Source organism: Flavobacterium sp., from assembly GCF_040379285.1.
Taxonomy (GTDB): Bacteria; Bacteroidota; Bacteroidia; order Flavobacteriales; family Flavobacteriaceae; genus Flavobacterium.
In genome coordinates this window covers 34,423-53,656 of the sequence record NZ_JBEILJ010000005.1, presented here as the reverse complement: position 1 = coordinate 53,656, position 19,234 = coordinate 34,423, and the positions used below count along the sequence as shown (strand labels likewise).

The window sequence follows — 19,234 nt, the reverse complement described above, 5'->3', positions numbered from 1 at the left end:
AATGACTTACGACTTACGACTTTTTCGACTTATGACTAATCATAGAACCATGTATACGACTAAAGTAAACTACATCCTTGGTATCGCCGACAACGCACTCATCCTTGGGCAACGCTTAAGCGAACTGTGTGGGCACGGACCCAGTCTAGAAACCGATATTGCCACTACCAATATCGCCTTGGACCTGCTAGGGCAAACGCGCAGCTATTATCAGTACGCGGCCGAATTACAAGGCGGGGAGGCTACCGAAGATACCTTGGCTTTTTTGCGCAAAGAACGCGAATACAAAAACGTCTTGTTGGTAGAACAACCCAATACCGATTTCGGATATGTAATGGCACGCCAATATTTGTTTGATGTGTTTCATCTGTTATTGTTGGAACAATTACAAAGCAGCAACGACGAAGTGCTAGCAGCCATCGCAAAGAAAAGTATCAAAGAAGTGAGTTACCACAAGCGCTTCTCCGGCGATTGGATCAAACGCTTGGGCGACGGAACCGAAGAAAGTCACAACCGTATGCAAGAAGCTTTCGACAATTTGTGGACTTTCACCAACGAGTTGTTCCTAATGACTGCTGACGACACCGCCATGGTTGAAGCAGGAGTAGGGGTGGATGTAGCTGCTTTAAAAACGGCTTGGACCCAAGAAATCACGGCCTTGTTGACGGAAGCGACCTTAATCGTGCCCGATTTGAAGTATTTCTTAAAAGGAGGTAAAGAAGGCATCCATTCTGAACACATGGGATTCATCTTGACCGAAATGCAGTACATGCAACGCACCTATCCAAACATGACTTGGTAAGAATATGGTAATTGAAATGAAAACAATGACTCCGAAGATAACCGCGATTCTCGAATCGGTTTCCGATCCCGAGATTCCTGTCCTTTCCATTATGGACATGGGCGTGGTGCGCGAAGTTGAGGTGCAAGAGCGCGATGTTTTCATCAAAATTACACCCACCTACAGTGGTTGTCCTGCTATGGATACCATCGCCGATGATATCAAAGCGGCTTTCGCCAAAGAAGGGTACCAAGCACAAGTCAAACTCATATTAGCTCCCGCTTGGTCCACCGATTGGATTACCGAGCGCGGGCGAAAAGCACTCGAAGCCTATGGCATCGCAGCGCCCCTAACCGAGGAAGCCGACAAAGAAGCCCTCCTTGGGAATAAAAAATTAGTGAAGTGCCCGCAATGCGGTTCCACCCACACCCGATTAGTCAGTCAGTTTGGTTCGACCGCCTGTAAAGCCTTGTTTCAATGCGAGGCGTGTCACGAACCCTTTGACTATTTTAAATGCTTAAAATAAAGTCCACCTGCACAATTTCGGTTGCTGTAGGTGTTTATATAACAAACCATAACGTAAGTCCGCTTACAACTAATCAATATACCGATGAGTACAACTTCAATTGAAAAAAAGATTGAAAACAAGGTCGCGTACCTACAGTTGAACCGACCCGAAGTATTCAATAGCTTCAACCGCGAAATGGCCCTCGCCATGCAAACCGCCTTGGATGAGGTGGCTCAAAACCCAGAGGTGCGCGCCATCGTCATTACCGGAAACGGAAAAGCCTTTTGCGCCGGTCAAGACCTAAAAGAAGTGACCACTCCCGAACTCAATCCGGGGTTCCGAAAAATCTTAGAAGAACATTATAATCCCATTATCGAACGCATTCGCACCATCGAAAAACCCATCCTAGCCGCTGTAAATGGGGTAGCAGCTGGAGCTGGAGCGAATATTGCTTTGGCGTGTGATATTGTGGTCGCCAACGAACATGCGGCTTTCATTCAAGCCTTCAGTAAAATTGGTTTGGTACCCGACAGTGCCGGAACGTTTTTCTTACCCCGATTAATCGGATTTCAAAAAGCATCGGCTTTAATGATGCTAGGCGATAAAGTGTCAGCAATTGAAGCCTATGAAATGGGAATGATCTATAAATGTTATCCCAATGCCTTGTTCGAGGAAGAAGTGCAAAAGCTAGCTTTAACGTTAGCCAACATGCCTACACATGCCTTGGCGCTCACCAAAAAATTGTTGAACCGTTCCATGATTAATAACCTTCAAGAGCAATTGGCCATGGAAAGCGACTTGCAAATCGAAGCAAGTTCGTCCACCGATTACCGTGAAGGCGTTGCCGCTTTTGTAGAAAAACGCAAACCGGAATTCAAGGGAAACTAGGGATTAACGATTGCTGATTAACGATTTTTGATTGATGAACATGAAGCCGAATAGTTTAGAAGAACGATTAATCCAATTTGCAGTTGATGTAATAAATCTTACGCAAAAGATGAATCATACTTTCGCTTCAGAACATTTAACAAAACAATTAATTCGTTCCTCAACATCAGCAGCACTGAATTACGGAGAAGCAAGAAGTGGAGAATCACCCAATGATTTTCTTCATAAAATGAAAATAGTTTTGAAAGAACTTAGAGAAAGTTTGATCAATTTGAAAATACAACAAAGAACAGCTTTGATTGAAAAAGAGGAGGATTTGAGACGATTAATTAATGAAAATGATGAGCTAGTCTCAATATTCGTAGCGAGTATTAAAACCGCTTCCTCTAAAAAGCAATAACATGATAGAAAGTAATAATCAAAAATCAACAATCGTTAATCTTCATTCGTTAATCAACGTGGCGATTATCGGTTCGGGAACCATGGGCAGCGGTATCGCGCAAGTGGCCGCCACCGCCGGGTGCTCCGTTAAATTGTTTGATGTGAGCCAAGGGGCGTTGGATAAAAGCAAAGCCGCACTCGAAGTGACCTTGTCCAAATTGGTGGAAAAAGAAAAAATCACCGCCGAGACGAAAGCCGGTATTCAAAGCCGTACAACCTATGTGACGTCTTTATCCGACTTGTCCGATGCGAATTTGGTGATTGAAGCGATCGTGGAAAACCTAGAAGTGAAGCGCAAGTTGTTTGCCGAACTCGAAAGCATCGTTGCGCCAACAACGATATTGGCCTCCAATACATCCTCGTTGTCCATTGCGTCCATTGCCGCTTCGTGTCAAAAAGCAGAACGCGTCATCGGGATTCACTTTTTCAATCCCGCACCCTTAATGCAATTGGTCGAAGTCATTCCTGCGGTGCAAACGGCAGAAACTGTGTTGCAAACCGCTGTGGAAACCATCCGTTCCTGGAAGAAAGTTGTAGCCGTTGCCAAAGACACTCCCGGATTTATCGTGAATCGTGTGGCCCGACCCTTTTACAGTGAGAGTTTGCGCATTTATGAAGAGGGGATGGCCGACTTTGCTACTATCGACTGGGCGTTGAAAACAGTGGGCGGGTTCCGTATGGGGGCGTTCGAACTCATGGACTTCATCGGAAATGATGTGAACTATGCCGTAACCGAATCGGTGTTTACCTCGTTCTATTTTGATCCGCGGTACAAACCATCGTTTACGCAAAAACGCCTTTCGGAAGCCGGATTCTATGGAATAAAATCGGGTCGCGGTTTTTACGATTATAGTGCCGCAATGCCGCAACCCACTGAAGATACCGCGTTGGCACAATGCATTTTTCAACGGGTCATCGTCATGCTCATCAACGAAGCCGCCGATGCGCATTTCCTGAATGTCGCATCCGTACAAGATATCGACAATGCCATGACCAAAGGGGTGAATTATCCCAAGGGACTCCTCGCTTGGGGCGACGAACTCGGTATTCAATGGTGTGTTGACAAACTCGATGCGCTCTACGAAGAATACCGTGAAGACCGCTACCGCTGCAGTCCGCTCCTCCGTCGAATGGCCAAAACCAACCAACGGTTTTATGAAAGTAACTCGTACAACGACTAAAGACTAAAGACTAAAGACTAAAGTCTAATGTCTAGCAATTAATTCATTTATAATTCAAAATTTACAATTCAAAATAACAAATGACTCCCTCCGAAATCGTCCATACCATGCTCTCCAACGACGCCTTTAGCCAATGGCTAGGGATCGAATTGGTGCACATTGACCACGGAACCTGTACCTTGTCGCTCACCGTTCGCGAAGAAATGCTCAACGGGTTTGGCATCGCACACGGAGGCATCACCTATGCGTTGGCCGATAGCGCTCTAGCGTTTGCCGCCAACTCCCACGGACGCCAATCGGTGAGCATCGATACGTCCATCAACCATGTGGAAACCCTCAAAGTCGGGGATGTGATTACCGCCACCGCCACCGAGGAAGCCCTCAAAAACCGCTTCGGATTCTATGCCGTAGCCCTAACCAAAAACGAAACCACCGTCGCGCTTTTCAAAGGAACGGTCTTCCGTAGCGAACGCGAATGGTAGTTTTTTTTAGGAGCTTTTTCCTGCGAAACCTGCCTGCCGTAGGTAGGTCGGGGCTAGGGTCTCCTGCTCAATAAAGTAAAACAATAAAAATCGATTGCCTAGGGCAATCCATGAACAAAAATATATGGAATCGTATATCATCGACGGCCTTCGAACGCCCATCGGAAATTACCAAGGAACTCTCGCTGCCGTGCGCCCAGACGATTTGGCAGCTCACGTCATCAAAGCCTTGGTGGAACGCAATGTACAAATCCCCAAAGACGCCTATGCCGATGTGATTTTAGGCTGTGCCAACCAAGCTGGGGAAGACAACCGCAACGTGGCGCGTATGGCGCTACTTTTAGCAGGCTTGCCGTATACCGTTCCGGGAGAAACCGTGAACCGTTTGTGTAGCTCCGGACTATCGGCAGTGATTCATGCCCACCGCGCTATTCAAGCCGGCGACGGAAAGGTATTTATTGCAGGCGGTGTTGAAAACATGACCCGCGGACCACTCGTGATTTCCAAACCTTCGGTGGCTTATGGAACCGATAGCAAAATGTACGATTCCAGTTTTGGATGGCGTTTCGTCAATACCAAAATGCACGAAATGTTCGGCACCGACGCCATGGGGGAAACCGCTGAAAACTTAGTGGATCTATACCAAATTTCCCGTGCCAACCAAGATGCCTTTGCCTTGCACAGTCAGCAAAAAGCAACAGCTGCCCAACAAAGCGGCCGCTTGGCACAGGAAATCGCCCCTGTAACGATTCCCCAACGCAAAGGTGATCCCATCGTTTTTGAAAAAGACGAGTTTATCAAACCCAATTCCTCTATGGAAGGATTGGCCAAACTCCGTCCCGCTTTCCGTAAAGACGGTAGCGTTACCGCCGGAAATGCCTCAGGATTAAACGACGGAGCGGCGGCCTTGATTGTTGCCTCAAGCGAAGCCGTAGCCCAATACGGGTTGAAACCCTTAGCCCGAATCGTGAGTTCGGCAGTTGTCGGGGTCGAACCCCGCATTATGGGTATCGGACCCGTGGAAGCGAGTAAGCAAGCCTTAGACAAAGCGGGTTTAACGCTTCAACAAATGGATGTGATTGAACTAAACGAGGCGTTCGCAGCGCAAAGCATCGCGTGTATTCGTGCCCTAGGATTAGCCGATAACGATCCGCGCATCAACCCGAACGGAGGAGCTATCGCCATCGGTCACCCACTGGGAGTAACGGGCGCGCGCATTGCCTACTCTGCGGCCTTGGAATTGCACCAAACGGGCAAACAATACGCCTTGATTACCATGTGTATTGGTGTGGGCCAAGGTTATGCAGTCATCATCGAGCGCGCGTAAAGAAATCGTGCGTGACGGTTTAGCCCCGATAGGAGCGGCATCCCCGGAACGCAGTGGAGGGATATAGCGGATAGCGGGACAATTCGGGTAAAGAACACTAAACGTCCTGCTCCAAAAAAATAAAAATCAAACGACGTTAAACGTCAAAAGATAAATTATGAATACAATTCAACATTACGTTTTGGGTCAGTGGACCACCGCCAACGGGTCGGGAACACCCACCTACGATGCGGTTACCGGCGAATTTATCGCGGAGACTTCTGTAGAAGGATTGGACATCCCTGCCATTTTGCATTATGGTCGCACCAAAGGCGGTGAGCAACTCCGCAAAATGACTTTTCAAGAGCGCGGGAATCGACTCAAAAGTTTGGCGCTCTACCTAAACAAACGCAAAGAACAATTTTATGACCTGAGTTACCGCACGGGCGCTACCCGCGTGGATAGCTGGATCGATATTGAAGGGGGTTTCGGGAACCTATTTGCCAATGCTTCGTTGCGCAAATTATTCCCCAACCAACCCTATCACGTAGAAGGCGATCCCATCGACCTGTCGCGTGGTGGTCGATTTATGGCGCACCACATCATGGTGCCCAAAAAAGGGGTTGCCATTCACATCAATGCGTTTAACTTCCCGATTTGGGGAATGCTAGAGAAATGTGCGGTCAACTGGATGGCGGGAATGCCTGCCGTGGTGTTGCCAGCACCGTCGACTTCGTATTTGACCGAAGCGGTGGCGCGCGAAATCATCGCGTCCAATATTCTTCCGGAAGGGGCGTTGCAACTGATTTGCGGTACCGTGACCAATATTTTTGACACGGTTGAGAGTCAGGACGTGATTACCTTCACGGGTTCGGCAGCCACCGGACGCAAATTGAAAGCCCATCCGCGCATCATCCAAGAAGCGGTTCCATTTACTATGGAAGCCGACTCGCTCAACGCGTCTATTTTGGGCGCTGATGCCGTGCCGGGAACCCCCGAATTTGATTTATTCATCAACCAAGCGCGTAGCGAAATAACCGTGAAGGCCGGACAGAAATGTACCGCCATTCGCCGTATGATTGTCCCCGAAAATTTGATGGACGATGTGCAAAGCGCCTTGGCCAAATCCTTAGATAAAGTAACCATTGGCGACCCACGCCTCAAAGAAGTTCGTATGGGTGCTTTGGTGAGCAAACACCAAGTCGAAGTGTTGAAAGGGCGCGTGAATGAACTCGCCCAACACAGTCAGATCGTGTACGGTGGCAATTGGGATGCGCTTTCCTTAGTAGGTGCCGATATCCAAGGGGCGTTTGTCGCGCCTGTCGTGTTGCGTCAAGACCGACCTTTCGAACATACTGCTGTGCACGAAATCGAAGCGTTCGGTCCTGTGTCGACCATTATGCCGTATAAAAACCTCGACGAAGCCATCGAATTGGCCCAAATGGGGAAAGGTTCGTTGGTGTCTTCGATTGTTACTAATTCCGATGACATCGCCAAAGACTATGTGGTCAACGCGGCATCGCACCACGGCCGTATTTTAGTGCTTAACCGCGAAAACGCCAAACAAAGCACCGGTCACGGTTCGCCACTCCCATTACTCGTTCACGGCGGTCCCGGACGCGCCGGTGGCGGTGAAGAAATGGGCGGGGTACGCGGTATCAAACACTATATGCAACGCTGCGCGATTCAGGGTTCGCCTACTACCTTAACCGAAATCACGGGCATCTACCAAGCCAATGCGAAATACAAGGAAGTGGACCAACATCCGTTCCAGTACCATTGGGAAGATATCCAACCCGGAATGTCGTTGAAAACGCACAAGCGAACCATCACCGATACCGATATCATCAACTTTGCAAACCTGACGTGGGATCATTTCTATGCCCATACCGATATCACCTCTTTGGACGGCAGTATTTTTGAAAAACGTACCGCCCACGGTTATTTCATTCTTTCGGCTGCCGCCGGGTTATTCGTGTACCCCAACAAGGGACCGGTAGCCGCCAACTATGGGTTGGAAGAATGCCGTTTCTTACGTCCGTTGTACCATAACGATACGGTGTATGTGCGCTTGACGTGTAAGCAAAAAATCGAACGTGATGTCGCTTCAGCCGAACACCCGAGCGGTATTGTGAAATGGTTTGTCGAAGTTTTTGACAGCGAAGACGAATTGGTAGCCGTGGCCACGATTCTCACCATGGTGCAGAAAAAACAAACCGTTTTTGTGGAAATGACTACCGAGAAAATCCAAGCCTGTTTGGACAAATTAACGGAAGCGTCTCAACCGAAATGGGGGATACTCACCGCGCAACATTTGATCGAACATTTGGAAGAAGGCTACCGCATAATGTCGGGCGAAAAGCAAGATTTCGAGATTGCGACCCCTGAGAAGATTTTGGATAAAGTCCACCATTCGTTATACAATTATGAACCCTTCCCGAAAGGAACCTTGTTCCCAACGATGAGGAAAGGCGAGTTGGAAGACTTGATCCACCCGGATCTCGCAACCGCCAAAGCCAAATTCTGGGAAGCGCGCGAGGCCTATGTAACGTTCTTCAAGCAAAATCCCGAAGCCGTCATGAAGAATATGGTCTTTGGCCATTTAAACCGCTACGAGAGTTATTTGCTCGAACGCAAACATTTGAACCACCATTTTGAACAGTTCGGAGTTTTGTGATTAACGAGTGAAGATTAACGATTAACGATTTTTGAAGTTAATTTACCAACAACCGACAACCATTAACCAACAACTCCATTATGGAACCTTACGTAAAACACCATATACAAGAAAACATCGCGACGATTGAGTTTTTTCATCCGGAGCAAAATTCCCTGCCAGGCGCCGTTTTAGCCGAATTGGCACAAACGATTACTGAAGTAGGACAGCGCGACGACGTCAAAGTCATCATCCTGCAAAGCGGCGGCGACCGTACATTTTGTGCGGGGGCGAGTTTTAAGGAACTTATCGCCATCAACGATGCCGCTACAGGAAAAGTCTTTTTCTCTGGCTTTGCCAACGTGATCAATGCCATGCGCAAATGTCCGAAGTTCATTATCGGACGTATTCAAGGGAAAACCGTTGGCGGTGGCGTGGGGATTGCTGCGGCAACCGACTATTGTATGGCGACCCAGTTTGCCGCAATTAAGTTGAGCGAACTCAATGTAGGGATCGGACCCTTTGTGGTGTCGCCCGCCATTGAACGTAAAATGGGGGTTTCCGCTACCTCGCAAATTGCCATTGATGCCAATACGTTTTATGAAGCGACTTGGGCCCGCGAAAAAGGGTTGTTTGCACAAGTATTCCCGTCGTTAGAAGAATTGGATGCTGCGGTTTGGGCTTTTGCGCAACACCTATGCACCTACAATCCCGAAGCCATGCTCGAAATGAAGAAAGTCTTCTGGCGCGGCACCGACGATTGGGATACCTTACTCGCCGAACGCGCAGCTATCAGCGGCCGTTTGGTACTCAGTGATTTTACGAAACAAAAACTGGAAAAGTTTAAGAATTAACCTGAAACTTTAAACTTTAAACCTGAAACAAAAATATAATGATTTACGCATTCAAAGGATTTATTCCGGTCATTCACGAAAGTAGCTTTATCCACCCGCAGGCTTCGGTTACGGGGAATGTGATTATTGGGAAAAACGTGTATGTCGGACCCGGTGCTGCCATCCGTGGGGATTGGGGCGAAATCATCATCGAAGACGGATGTAACGTGCAAGAAAACTGCACGCTGCACATGTTTCCGGGGAAGACGATGGTTTTAAAAGCTGGGGCTCATATCGGCCATGGCGCGATTATTCATGGCGCGAATATCGGAGCCAACTGCCTCATCGGAATGAATGCCGTGTTGATGGATGATGTGAATGTCGGCGACGAATGTATCATCGGCGCGTTGGCGTTTGTGAAAGCCGGAATGCAAATCCCCGACCGAAAAATGGTCGTGGGAAATCCAGCCGAAATCATCAAAGACGTTTCCGACGAGATGATCGCCTGGAAAACCAAAGGGACCCAATTGTACCAACAATTGCCCCAAGAATGTTATGAAACGCTACAGGTGGTCGAACCTTTACGGGAAATCCCCAAAGACCGACCCACACAAGAAGCGTTTTATGCAACTTTGAACGAATTTAAAAAAAAGTAAGCAGTCGCAGTCGCAGTGTTCAGTGAATACTGCTACTGTTCATGCAACTGAATATAAAAGCAATGATTATAGAGTTTAAAATGCCCAAACTGGGGGAGAGTATTGCTGAAGCGACGGTCATCAGTTGGTTGAAAAATGTCGGGGACTATATCGCGGCCGAAGAGACCCTTTTGGAAGTCGCCACCGACAAAGTAGACAGCGAGGTGCCATCACCCGTTTCGGGAATAATTAAAGAAATTCGCTTCCAAAAAACCGATGTGGTCTCCGTAGGAACCGTGATGGCGTTGATTGAAGCATCTGAAGGGGAGTCTCAGTCTCAGTCTCAGTCGCAGTCTTCAGTCAGCAGCCTGCCTGCCGATCAAGGCAGGTCGCAGTCACAAGTAGCAGAACCGAGTTCGCCCTATGCCTCCGCCGCACCTTCTTCCGTGGCGCAATTGCGTCAGGGAGGCACCACCTTTTTGTCGCCGCTCATCATTAGCATCGCACAAAAAGAAAACCTATCGATAGAAGAATTGCAGTTGATTCCAGGTTCTGGGGCTGACGGTCGTTTGCAAAAAAGCGATGTATACCAGTATTTGAAAAACCGAAAATATCCGGTACAAAGTAAACCCGTGGTTCAAAGTCTACCCACGTCTTCCTATCCCAAACCGAAAATCAATTATACCGAAGGGAAAGATTATATCATCGAAATGGACCGTATGCGCAAGATGATTGCGGATCATATGGTGTATTCGAAGCAAACCTCACCCCATGTTACGTCCTATCTCGAAGTGGATGTGACCGATCTCGTGGCTTGGCGCAATACCCACAAAGAGGCGTTTCAGGCCAAAACCGGGCACAAACTTACCTTCACGCCGCTTTTCGTAGCGGCCGTTGCCAAAGCAATTCAAGCTTATCCGTTGATTAATGTGGCCGTAGAAGACACCAAAATCTACGTCCGCAAAGACATCAATATTGGGATGGCGACCGCATTACCGACGGGGAATTTAATTGTGCCCGTAGTACGCAATGCCGACACCAAAGATTTAGCCGATTTAGCAACCGATGTGAATCAACTCGCCGAAAGTGCGCGCACCAATACCTTAAAACCCGAACAAATTCAAGGGAGTACCTTCACCATTTCCAATGTGGGTACCTTCGGGAGTTTGATGGGAACACCCATTATCAACCAACCCGAAGTAGCAATCTTAGCTTTTGGCATCATCAAAAAACGTCCCGAAGTGATTACCACCGAAAAAGGGGATGAGATTGCCATTCGCAGTATGATGTTCCTTTCACTATCGTTTGACCACCGCGTCGTGGATGGCTTCCTCGGCGGCTCGTTCCTCCGCAAGGTGGGCGATTACCTCGAACAATTTGACACCCATACAACCTACTAAATAAAGAATGAGATCAATGACGCAAGAAATAAAAATTACGAAAGTAGCAAAGTCGCAAGCGGCAGGCGTGGATTTTCACAACATTGTAATGGGAACGCGGTTTAGCGACCACATGTTTATCTGTGACTTTGAAAATGGTGGGTGGCACAACCCGCGTATCGAACCCCTAGCTTTAATTCCGACGCACCCTGCCGCGATGGCTTTACATTACGGTCAGGCGATTTTTGAAGGGATGAAAGCGACCCTTGGACAAGACGGAACACCGTTATTATTTCGCCCTGAAGAAAATGCGAAGCGCTTAAACCACAGTGCCGATCGTATGGGAATGCCCGCATTTCCTGAAGAGTTTTTCGTAGAGGCCTTGAAGCAATTTGTGGCTATTGAAAAACAATGGATTCCCACCCAAGAAGGAAGTGCGTTGTACTTGCGTCCGTTTATGTATGCCGATGAAGCGTTTATCGGAATGCGTGCCGCGACCTCGTATAAATTTATCATCATGGCTTCGCCGGCCGGACCCTTTTTCAGTCGTAAGATTAAATTGTATGCTGAGAAAAAGTACGTACGCGCGGTAAACGGGGGAACGGGAGAAGCAAAAGTGGCTGGAAACTACGCTGCAGCCATTCGTCCCACCGAATATGCCAAAGCGCAAGGCTACGACCAAGTTTTATGGTTGGATGCCCACGAGTTCAATTATATCCAAGAAGTCGGGACTATGAACATCTTCTTTAAAGTGGATGGAAAATTCATCACGCCGAGCTTGAGCGGTTCTATTCTCAACGGAATTACCCGCATGAGTGTGATCGACTTGTTGCGTCACAAAGGCTATGAAGTCACCGAGCGTCCGATTACGATTGATGAAATCAAAGCGGCCCATGCAGCCGGGCTCCTCGAAGAAGCCTTCGGAACCGGAACAGCAGTAGGCATCGCTATGGTGGAAGCCATCGGAAATAACGATTTCACGTTGAAATTGCCCGAAGCCAATCCCGTTTCGCACATGGTCAACGATACCTTGAATGCTATTAAAGTACAACAAGAAGCCGATCCGTTTGGATGGATTGTGCCCGCTCAATAATTTGTGCTTGACGCACCCCATGGATATGTTAGATAAAAAAATACTTGAAAAAGCGTTTACGACCTTAGTGACGGCCAAAACGATGGCCGAATGGTACGAAGCGAATTTTAAAACCGTTTCCAAATACGTCCACGCCACCTCACGCGGCCATGAAGCGATTCAAATTGCGGTGGCGATACAATTGGGTCCCCAAGATTATGTGTTCCCCTATTACCGCGACGACGCCATGTTGTTGGGTATTGGGATGCAACCCTATGACTTGATGTTGCAATTATTGGCGAAGCGAGACGATCCGTTTTCGGGCGGGCGCACCTACTATTGCCACCCGAGTTTGCGCGATGCCGACAAACCCAAGATTCCGCACCAGTCGTCTGCGACAGGGATGCAAGCGATTCCCGCTACGGGGGCGGCCATGGGATTTTGGTACAAAGAAAATTATCCATTAACGACTGAAGGGGGAGGATTCGAAGGCGAGATTCCTCCATTGGGGGCTAGGGGGCTTGTCGTTTGTTCGTTAGGCGATGCCTCTGTTACCGAGGGTGAAATTGCAGAAGCCTTTCAAATGGCGGCCTTAAAGCAATTGCCGATACTGTATTTGGTACAAGATAATGGCTGGGATATTTCGGCGAATGCCAAAGAAACCCGTGCCCAAAATGCCTTTGACTATGCCAAAGGTTTCCACGGTTTGGAAGCCATTAGCATTGATGGGGCCAATTTTATAGAAAGTTATACCGCACTGGAACACGTGATCCAGACAATACGTACCGAACGCCGTCCGTTTTTGGTACACGCCAAAGTACCGTTACTCAACCACCACACTTCGGGTGTGCGGATGGAATGGTACCGCGACGACTTGGACGAAGCTCGTTCACACGATCCGTATCCCGTTTTATGGCAGCAGATGTTGGAAGCTGGATTCATGGAAAGCGATTTAAAAGCGATCGAAGCAGCGGTGCTCCAACAAGTGGAAGCTGATTATGAAAAGGCGATGGCAGCTGAAGATCCGCGCCCCGAAGATTTGTTTACGCATGATTTTGCCCCAACACCCGTTACTGAAGAAGTAGGGGAGCGCTCACCCGAACGCGAAGATAAAGTGGTGATGGTTGATTGCGCCTTATTTGCGGTCGAAGAACTCATGAAGAAACATCCCGAATGTTTGCTCTACGGGCAAGACGTAGGCGGACGCTTGGGAGGTGTTTTCCGTGAGGCAGCTACCTTGGCCCAGAAATTTGGCGACAACCGCGTATTCAATACCCCCATTCAAGAAGCCTTTATTGTAGGATCTACGGTGGGGATGTCGGCCGTTGGCTTAAAGCCCATCGTTGAGGTACAGTTTGCCGATTATATTTGGCCAGGCTTGAACCAATTGTTTACCGAGGTGAGTCGTTCCAATTACTTAACCAACGGGAAGTGGCCGGTGAGTATGATTTTGCGTGTCCCAATTGGAGCGTATGGCAGCGGCGGACCCTATCACTCGTCTTCTGTGGAGAGTGTGTTGACCAATATTCGGGGGATAAAGATTGCCTATCCGTGTAATGGTTCCGACTTGAAAGGTTTAATGAAAGCAGCCTATTACGACCCGAATCCTGTAGTGATTTTGGAACACAAAGGATTGTACTGGAGTAAGGTGAAAGGAACGGATATGGCACGGGTAAACGAACCTTCAGAAGACTATCTATTGCCGTTTGGAAAAGCGAATGTAGTGCAAGAAATATGGCCCCAAGAAACCCAAGAAACCCTTACGGTGATTACGTATGGTATGGGCGTACATTGGGCGCTGAATGCTTCGGCGGGCATGGCAACGCAGGTGGAAATTGTCGACTTGCGCACCTTGTATCCGTTGGATGAAGAAACCATTTTCAAATCGGTACGCAATGCCAAGAAGTGTTTGGTAGTAACCGAAGAGCCGGTAAACAACTCGTTTGCCCGCAGCTTGGCGGGTCGTATTCAAGAGGAATGTTTCCGCGACTTGGATGCACCCGTGATGGTGATTGGTTCCGAAAACCTACCTGCGATCCCTTTGAACAGCACGTTGGAACACACCATGATCCCGAATGCCGAGAAGGTGAGGGTGAAGATGGAGGAGTTGTTGCGGTATTAGTTTCAGGTTTAAAGTTTCAGGTTGGTGTCGGTGGAAGGTTGTCGTTTGCGATTGCTTAGTAGCTCAGTATCTCAGGGTTTCAATGACTCAGTAACAGAATCTCAGAGGCTCACTAACTGAATAAAGCCAATAATTTTTATAAGAAAAAACAGATTATTTGCATTTCAACAGAAAATCTAACAGTTAATCGACTTTATAATAAATTCCCGATTTTTTGAAGAAAATTTGTATTTGTCTTGGTTCAAAACAAGTGATGCATGAAACTTTACAATTTCTTTTTTTATACACTACTTTTCCTTATTTCTTATAAACTAAATGCACAAGGTGCCACTTGTGCAACTGCAGTAAATGTAAATGTCAATGGCACATGTATTACCAATCATACTATTACTGACTCCACAATTGATAGTGGGGTTATTGGATACAACTGCGGAGGATCAATTGTTAGAGAGGGCTGGTATCAATTTACAATTACATCGGGTCCACAGATCGTGAGTATCGTTGCTCAAGGAAACAATAGAAATATTGCTATTCAACTGCTTACAGGATCTTGTGGGAGCTTAACACAAATACGATGTTCTAATGCAATTACAACAAATGGGACTCAAACAGAGACTTTAATTCATCCTACTCCTTTGAATAACGGAACCTACTTTATTCGAATTCTTAACGTAGGAAATAATAACGACATGACTTTAACTAGCCTGTGTGTTAGTGCTTCTCCTCCAAATAGCATTTGTAATAATGCCACATCATTACCATGCGGCACAACAAATTTAGCAGGTACTACAGCGCTAACGACTAACTTGAATAATCATGGAACAGGTTGTAGTATGAGTAATAACGGAGTTTGGTATACCTTTGTTGGAGATGGACAAACCAATATAATTTCCTCAACTGCAAATAGTGGTTTTGATCATGAAATGGCGATTACTAGCGGGTCCTGTGGAAGTTTGACCAATATCACGTGTCAAGATTCAGGTTTAAGTGGTGAGACAGAAACGTTTACATTTAATACCACACTTGGAACTGTTTATTATGTATATATAGCCTATTGGAGTACTGGAACTACAACAGGTGGTTTTACGATTTCAAGAACTTGTTTGACACCACCCACGAATGACAATTGTAGTGGTTCTATAATACTAACCCCTTCGACGAGTTGCAATTATACTACTTACTCAAACCTTGGCGCTACAAATTCCGTTGGACCGCCAGCACCAGGTTGTGCTAATTATTTGGGTGGGGATGTATGGTTCAGAGTAACCGTACCCGCCTCTGGTATTTTAAATATTGACACTCAAACGGGAGTCATAGCCGACAGTGGAATGGCGATATACTCTGGGTCTTGTGGCGCTTTAACTCTTATTACTTGCGATGATGATTCAAGTACCAACGGATTGATGTCTAGTATCAATTTGACTGGACAAACCCCAGGAGCCATCTTATATATTCGTGTTTGGGAAAAAGGAAATGATAGCTCTGGTACTTTTGGGATTTGTGTAACCAGCCCTGGCCCACCAGTTAATGATAATTGTGCTACGGCCATAGCTTTAAACACAAATCCAACATCTGTATGTACACTATCCACAAATGGGACTACAACCTTAGCAACACTTTCTTCTGCTGGTTGTGCAGGGAATGCCGATGATGATGTTTGGTATACCTTTGAAGCTTATGAACCTTCCCACACGATAACGGTAACCCCTGGGACTTTAGCCAATGCCGTTCTTCAAGTATATAGTGGCTCATGTTTAGGGCTAACCTCGTTAGCTTGTATAAATGCTACTACAGGAAGCTTAACTGAAACAACGACGCTTACAAGTCTTACTATTGGAGCTACCTATTACATTCGTGTCTATAGTTTTGCTAATGGCATTGGCCAAGGTACCTTCAATATTTGCGTAACAACAACTTGTTCTCCTGGAACAGGAGTTGGAACAGTCTCTACGGGCTGTCCCACCAATATTGTTGGAGGTTTAGGATTAAACGGAGTTAATCCTGCACCTATTACTACTTGCGGAGCTTCTACTTGTACTACCTTGGAAGCCACTTATAAAAATTTAGGAGATACTACGAATTACACGGTTGAATCTATCCCTTACGCTCCGCCTTATCAATTTGGATGCTTGGCCAATTCAGTAAGTATTAACGTGGATGACGTTTGGTCTGGTTTGGTATCTATCCCTTTCAACTTCTGTTACTACGGAAATACCTATAATCAAATGTTGATTGGGTCTAATGGGGTTGTTTCATTTAATACCACCAACAATACCCCTGGAGGGTTTAATAACTGGGCTTTAAGCACTAATTTGCCCAGTCCTTCCCTTTTCTTAAATACGATTTTTGGAACCTATCACGATATCGACCCAAGCATAGGTGGTGAAGTAGGTTGGGAATTAGTGACCATGCCTTCGGGATGTCGCGCTATGGTTATTGGATGGAGCGAAGTACCTATGTATTGGTCAACTTGTAATAACTTGATGTATACCGGAATGATTATTTTATACGAAAACACCAATATCATTGAAGTATACATCAAAGAAAAACGCGTATGTTCTTCTTGGAATAGCGGCAATGCTGTTATTGGTATTCAAAATAATAATGGAACTGTAGGGACTGTAGCCCCCAATCGTAACTCTTTAGATCCTGATTGGACTTCAACGAACGAGGCTTGGCGTTTTATGCCTGCTGGACCTTCGATTACCACGATAACTTGGTTTGAAGGCGCAGGAACATCGGGTCCTGTAGTGGGAACTTCTCCAACACTTAGTGTCTGTCCAAATCAAACGACAACCTATACTGCACGCATTCGCTATACTTTTTGTAATGGCGTCATCATGGATGTCACCGATGATGCAACTATTACGGTGAACAATCGTAAAATATGGAATGGCTCGGTTGATACCGATTGGAATAAAGTGAATAACTGGACACCCAACACCAGCATTCCCAACAACGCAGATTGTGTGATTATTCCTGTTGCAGCAAATAATCCTATCGTTTCGGGCAGCTCTTATCATGCCTTTGCCGGAAACTTGATTGTCCAAACAGGCGCTAGCTTAACCGTAAATGCCTCCAATACCATCACGGTTACCGATTGGGTAAATGTGCAAACAGGTGCTCAATTTAACCTGCTAAACAATTCAAGTTTGGTGCAAATCAATAACGTAGCCAATACCGGATCGATCAACTATACCCGCAATGCAAACATTCGTCGCCAAGACTACGTGTATTGGTCCTCTCCTGTTGCTGGTTTTAGCACGAGTAGCATTGGTGCGCCTACCACCTCAGGATTAATCTGGCGCTGGAACCCTACTATTGCCAATACCAATGGCGGGCAAGGCAACTGGGAAATGGCTGTGGGCAACACGATGACTGCGGGTAGAGGATACATTGTCCGCGGCCCTGATTCGTTTGGAAATGTAACACCACAAACCCTAGTCAATACATTCACGGGCGTTCCCAATAATGGAAATATTACCACAGTTGTATCACGCGGGTCTAATACTAATACCGCTTACCAAACGGGATTAAATGGCACTGAAATAACCAACTATAGTGACAACTGGAATTTGATCGGTAACCCCTATCCTTCAGCGATTCGTGCGAGTCAGTTTTTGTTCAATAACCGCACAAAAATCATGGGGAATATCAAAGTTTGGACCCACGGTACCTTACCATCTCAAATTGCAAGTCCGTTTTACAATACTTACATTTACAATTACAGCCCTGGAGATTATCTAACTTATAATTTCACAGGTACGTCTTGTTGTCCAGCAGCATCAAGCGATTATTTCATAGGTGCTGGCCAAGGATTCTTTGTGCAAATGATTGATGGCCCTGCGACGACCGACACCGTTGCTTTCAACAATGGCTTACGAAGCAATACATTTGACAACAGTAATTTTTATCGCGCTAACCAATTTTTTGAACCCCCCGTAAATGTTGAACTAGAACGTCACCGTTTTTGGTTGGATATAGTGAATAGCAACCTTCAATCGGATCGTACATTGGTTGGTTATGTTCAAAGTGCTAGCAATGGAAAAGACAATTTTTTTGACAGCAATACGGCAATTTTAGGATCCATGAGTATCTTTTCACTTATTGATACTGAAAAATTCCAAATTCAAGGAAGGGCATTGCCATTCAACCCGATGGATGAAGTTCCTGTTGGATTCCACGCTCCGGCCGCAGGTAGATACCATATAGCTTTGGCCGCCGTCGATGGAATGTTTAACGATCAAGATATTTTTATCCGTGATAAAGATTTGAATATTGTACACAACTTAAAAGTAAGTCCGTATCGCTTTACGACCACAACGGGAACACGTTTGAATCGCTTTATCATCATTTACAACAATGGACTGAAACAATCCGCAGAGGCTGAAGATGAAGTGACTGTTATCACACAAGAAACCCTACAAGTAAGTTCTGTCCGTGAAGTAATTGCCTCCGTCACCATTTTGGATATGTTGGGTCGCGTTATTGGTCAATACAATCAAATCAATGCTTCACAATTTGAAGTCCCAAATTTAACACGCAACCAAACCCCATTATTGGTGCAAACACGATTGGCCAATGGAATAATTACTGCTACTAAGATTATTTTTTAAAATAAGAAAGAAAGGAATACAACGACCTTCGCTTGAGATAGTGAGGGTCGTTGTCGTTGGTATACGCCTCTCGTTCAAAGGAGAGCGCACGATAGGCCGCCATACGGTCGCGAAATACCATCCAACGTACTAAAAATTCCAAAACATACCAAACATAAAAAAACACCACGAGTAGTTCGCGTTGTTGGTGGATATGTATACGCTCGTGAGAAAGCAAATGTGGATTCGATAGGGCTTCTTTTGACCGTACAATGATAAAAGGAAAAATGGTAATGGCCCGAAATCCAACAGGCGTTAAATATTTGGCAACGATGACTTTCATTCCTGCAAAGTT

At 46.4% G+C, this 19,234-nt stretch carries 15 protein-coding genes; 14 read left to right on the top strand and 1 reads right to left on the bottom strand.

From position 1 onward, the window contains the following. The first annotated feature begins 31 nt into the window (after positions 1 to 31). From paaC to ABWO12_RS02160, 14 genes are all read left to right on the top strand, one after another. Entirely contained in the window at positions 32 to 802 is a 771-nt protein-coding gene (gene paaC, locus ABWO12_RS02225; protein WP_353086840.1) for a 1,2-phenylacetyl-CoA epoxidase subunit PaaC, read from the top strand. 25 nt (positions 803 to 827) lie between these two features. Further along, the gene (gene paaD / locus ABWO12_RS02220; RefSeq protein ID WP_353086838.1) at positions 828 to 1,307 is read left to right on the top strand and encodes a 1,2-phenylacetyl-CoA epoxidase subunit PaaD; all 480 of its coding nucleotides are present in this window, start codon (positions 828 to 830) and stop codon (positions 1,305 to 1,307) included. Between the two features lie 84 nt (positions 1,308 to 1,391). Further along, the gene (locus ABWO12_RS02215; protein WP_353086836.1) at positions 1,392 to 2,177 is read left to right on the top strand and encodes an enoyl-CoA hydratase-related protein; all 786 of its coding nucleotides are present in this window, start codon (positions 1,392 to 1,394) and stop codon (positions 2,175 to 2,177) included. Positions 2,178 to 2,217: 40 nt separating this feature from the next. Next, on the top strand, positions 2,218 to 2,577 hold the full coding sequence (locus ABWO12_RS02210) for a four helix bundle protein (protein ID WP_353086834.1): 360 nt from the start codon (positions 2,218 to 2,220) through the stop codon (positions 2,575 to 2,577). Position 2,578: 1 nt separating this feature from the next. Further along, the gene (locus ABWO12_RS02205; RefSeq protein WP_353086832.1) at positions 2,579 to 3,799 is read left to right on the top strand and encodes a 3-hydroxyacyl-CoA dehydrogenase NAD-binding domain-containing protein; all 1,221 of its coding nucleotides are present in this window, start codon (positions 2,579 to 2,581) and stop codon (positions 3,797 to 3,799) included. 80 nt (positions 3,800 to 3,879) lie between these two features. Continuing rightward, on the top strand, positions 3,880 to 4,281 hold the full coding sequence (locus ABWO12_RS02200) for a PaaI family thioesterase (RefSeq protein ID WP_353086830.1): 402 nt from the start codon (positions 3,880 to 3,882) through the stop codon (positions 4,279 to 4,281). A 124-nt stretch (positions 4,282 to 4,405) separates the two neighbouring features. After that, positions 4,406 to 5,608 (top strand): 3-oxoadipyl-CoA thiolase, encoded by a 1,203-nt coding sequence (locus ABWO12_RS02195; RefSeq protein WP_353086828.1) that lies wholly within the window; start codon positions 4,406 to 4,408, stop codon positions 5,606 to 5,608. Between the two features lie 157 nt (positions 5,609 to 5,765). Next, on the top strand, positions 5,766 to 8,264 hold the full coding sequence (paaZ, locus tag ABWO12_RS02190) for a phenylacetic acid degradation bifunctional protein PaaZ (protein WP_353086827.1): 2,499 nt from the start codon (positions 5,766 to 5,768) through the stop codon (positions 8,262 to 8,264). A 77-nt stretch (positions 8,265 to 8,341) separates the two neighbouring features. Further along, the gene (locus tag ABWO12_RS02185) at positions 8,342 to 9,097 is read left to right on the top strand and encodes an enoyl-CoA hydratase/isomerase family protein (RefSeq protein WP_353086877.1); all 756 of its coding nucleotides are present in this window, start codon (positions 8,342 to 8,344) and stop codon (positions 9,095 to 9,097) included. 38 nt (positions 9,098 to 9,135) lie between these two features. Next, positions 9,136 to 9,732 carry an acyltransferase gene (locus ABWO12_RS02180; protein WP_353086825.1) on the top strand — a complete coding sequence of 199 codons (597 nt, stop codon included), beginning with the start codon at positions 9,136 to 9,138 and terminating at the stop codon, positions 9,730 to 9,732. A 41-nt stretch (positions 9,733 to 9,773) separates the two neighbouring features. Next, positions 9,774 to 11,111, top strand: coding sequence for a dihydrolipoamide acetyltransferase family protein (locus ABWO12_RS02175; protein ID WP_353086823.1), 1,338 nt, complete (start codon positions 9,774 to 9,776; stop codon positions 11,109 to 11,111). A gap of 16 nt (positions 11,112 to 11,127) precedes the next feature. Next, the gene (locus tag ABWO12_RS02170; RefSeq protein WP_353086822.1) at positions 11,128 to 12,183 is read left to right on the top strand and encodes a branched-chain amino acid aminotransferase; all 1,056 of its coding nucleotides are present in this window, start codon (positions 11,128 to 11,130) and stop codon (positions 12,181 to 12,183) included. 25 nt (positions 12,184 to 12,208) lie between these two features. After that, the gene (locus ABWO12_RS02165; protein ID WP_502902903.1) at positions 12,209 to 14,284 is read left to right on the top strand and encodes an alpha-ketoacid dehydrogenase subunit alpha/beta; all 2,076 of its coding nucleotides are present in this window, start codon (positions 12,209 to 12,211) and stop codon (positions 14,282 to 14,284) included. Positions 14,285 to 14,541: 257 nt separating this feature from the next. Then, a complete protein-coding gene (locus ABWO12_RS02160; protein ID WP_353086820.1) occupies positions 14,542 to 18,900 on the top strand; it encodes a RemA C-terminal-like gliding motility protein in 4,359 nt (1,452 codons plus the stop codon). Here the strand turns inward: ABWO12_RS02160 and ABWO12_RS02155 are convergent. Continuing rightward, entirely contained in the window at positions 18,890 to 19,222 is a 333-nt protein-coding gene (locus tag ABWO12_RS02155) for a hypothetical protein (RefSeq protein ID WP_353086818.1), read from the bottom strand. The genes ABWO12_RS02160 and ABWO12_RS02155 overlap by 11 nt on opposite strands. Positions 19,223 to 19,234 lie beyond the last annotated feature (12 nt).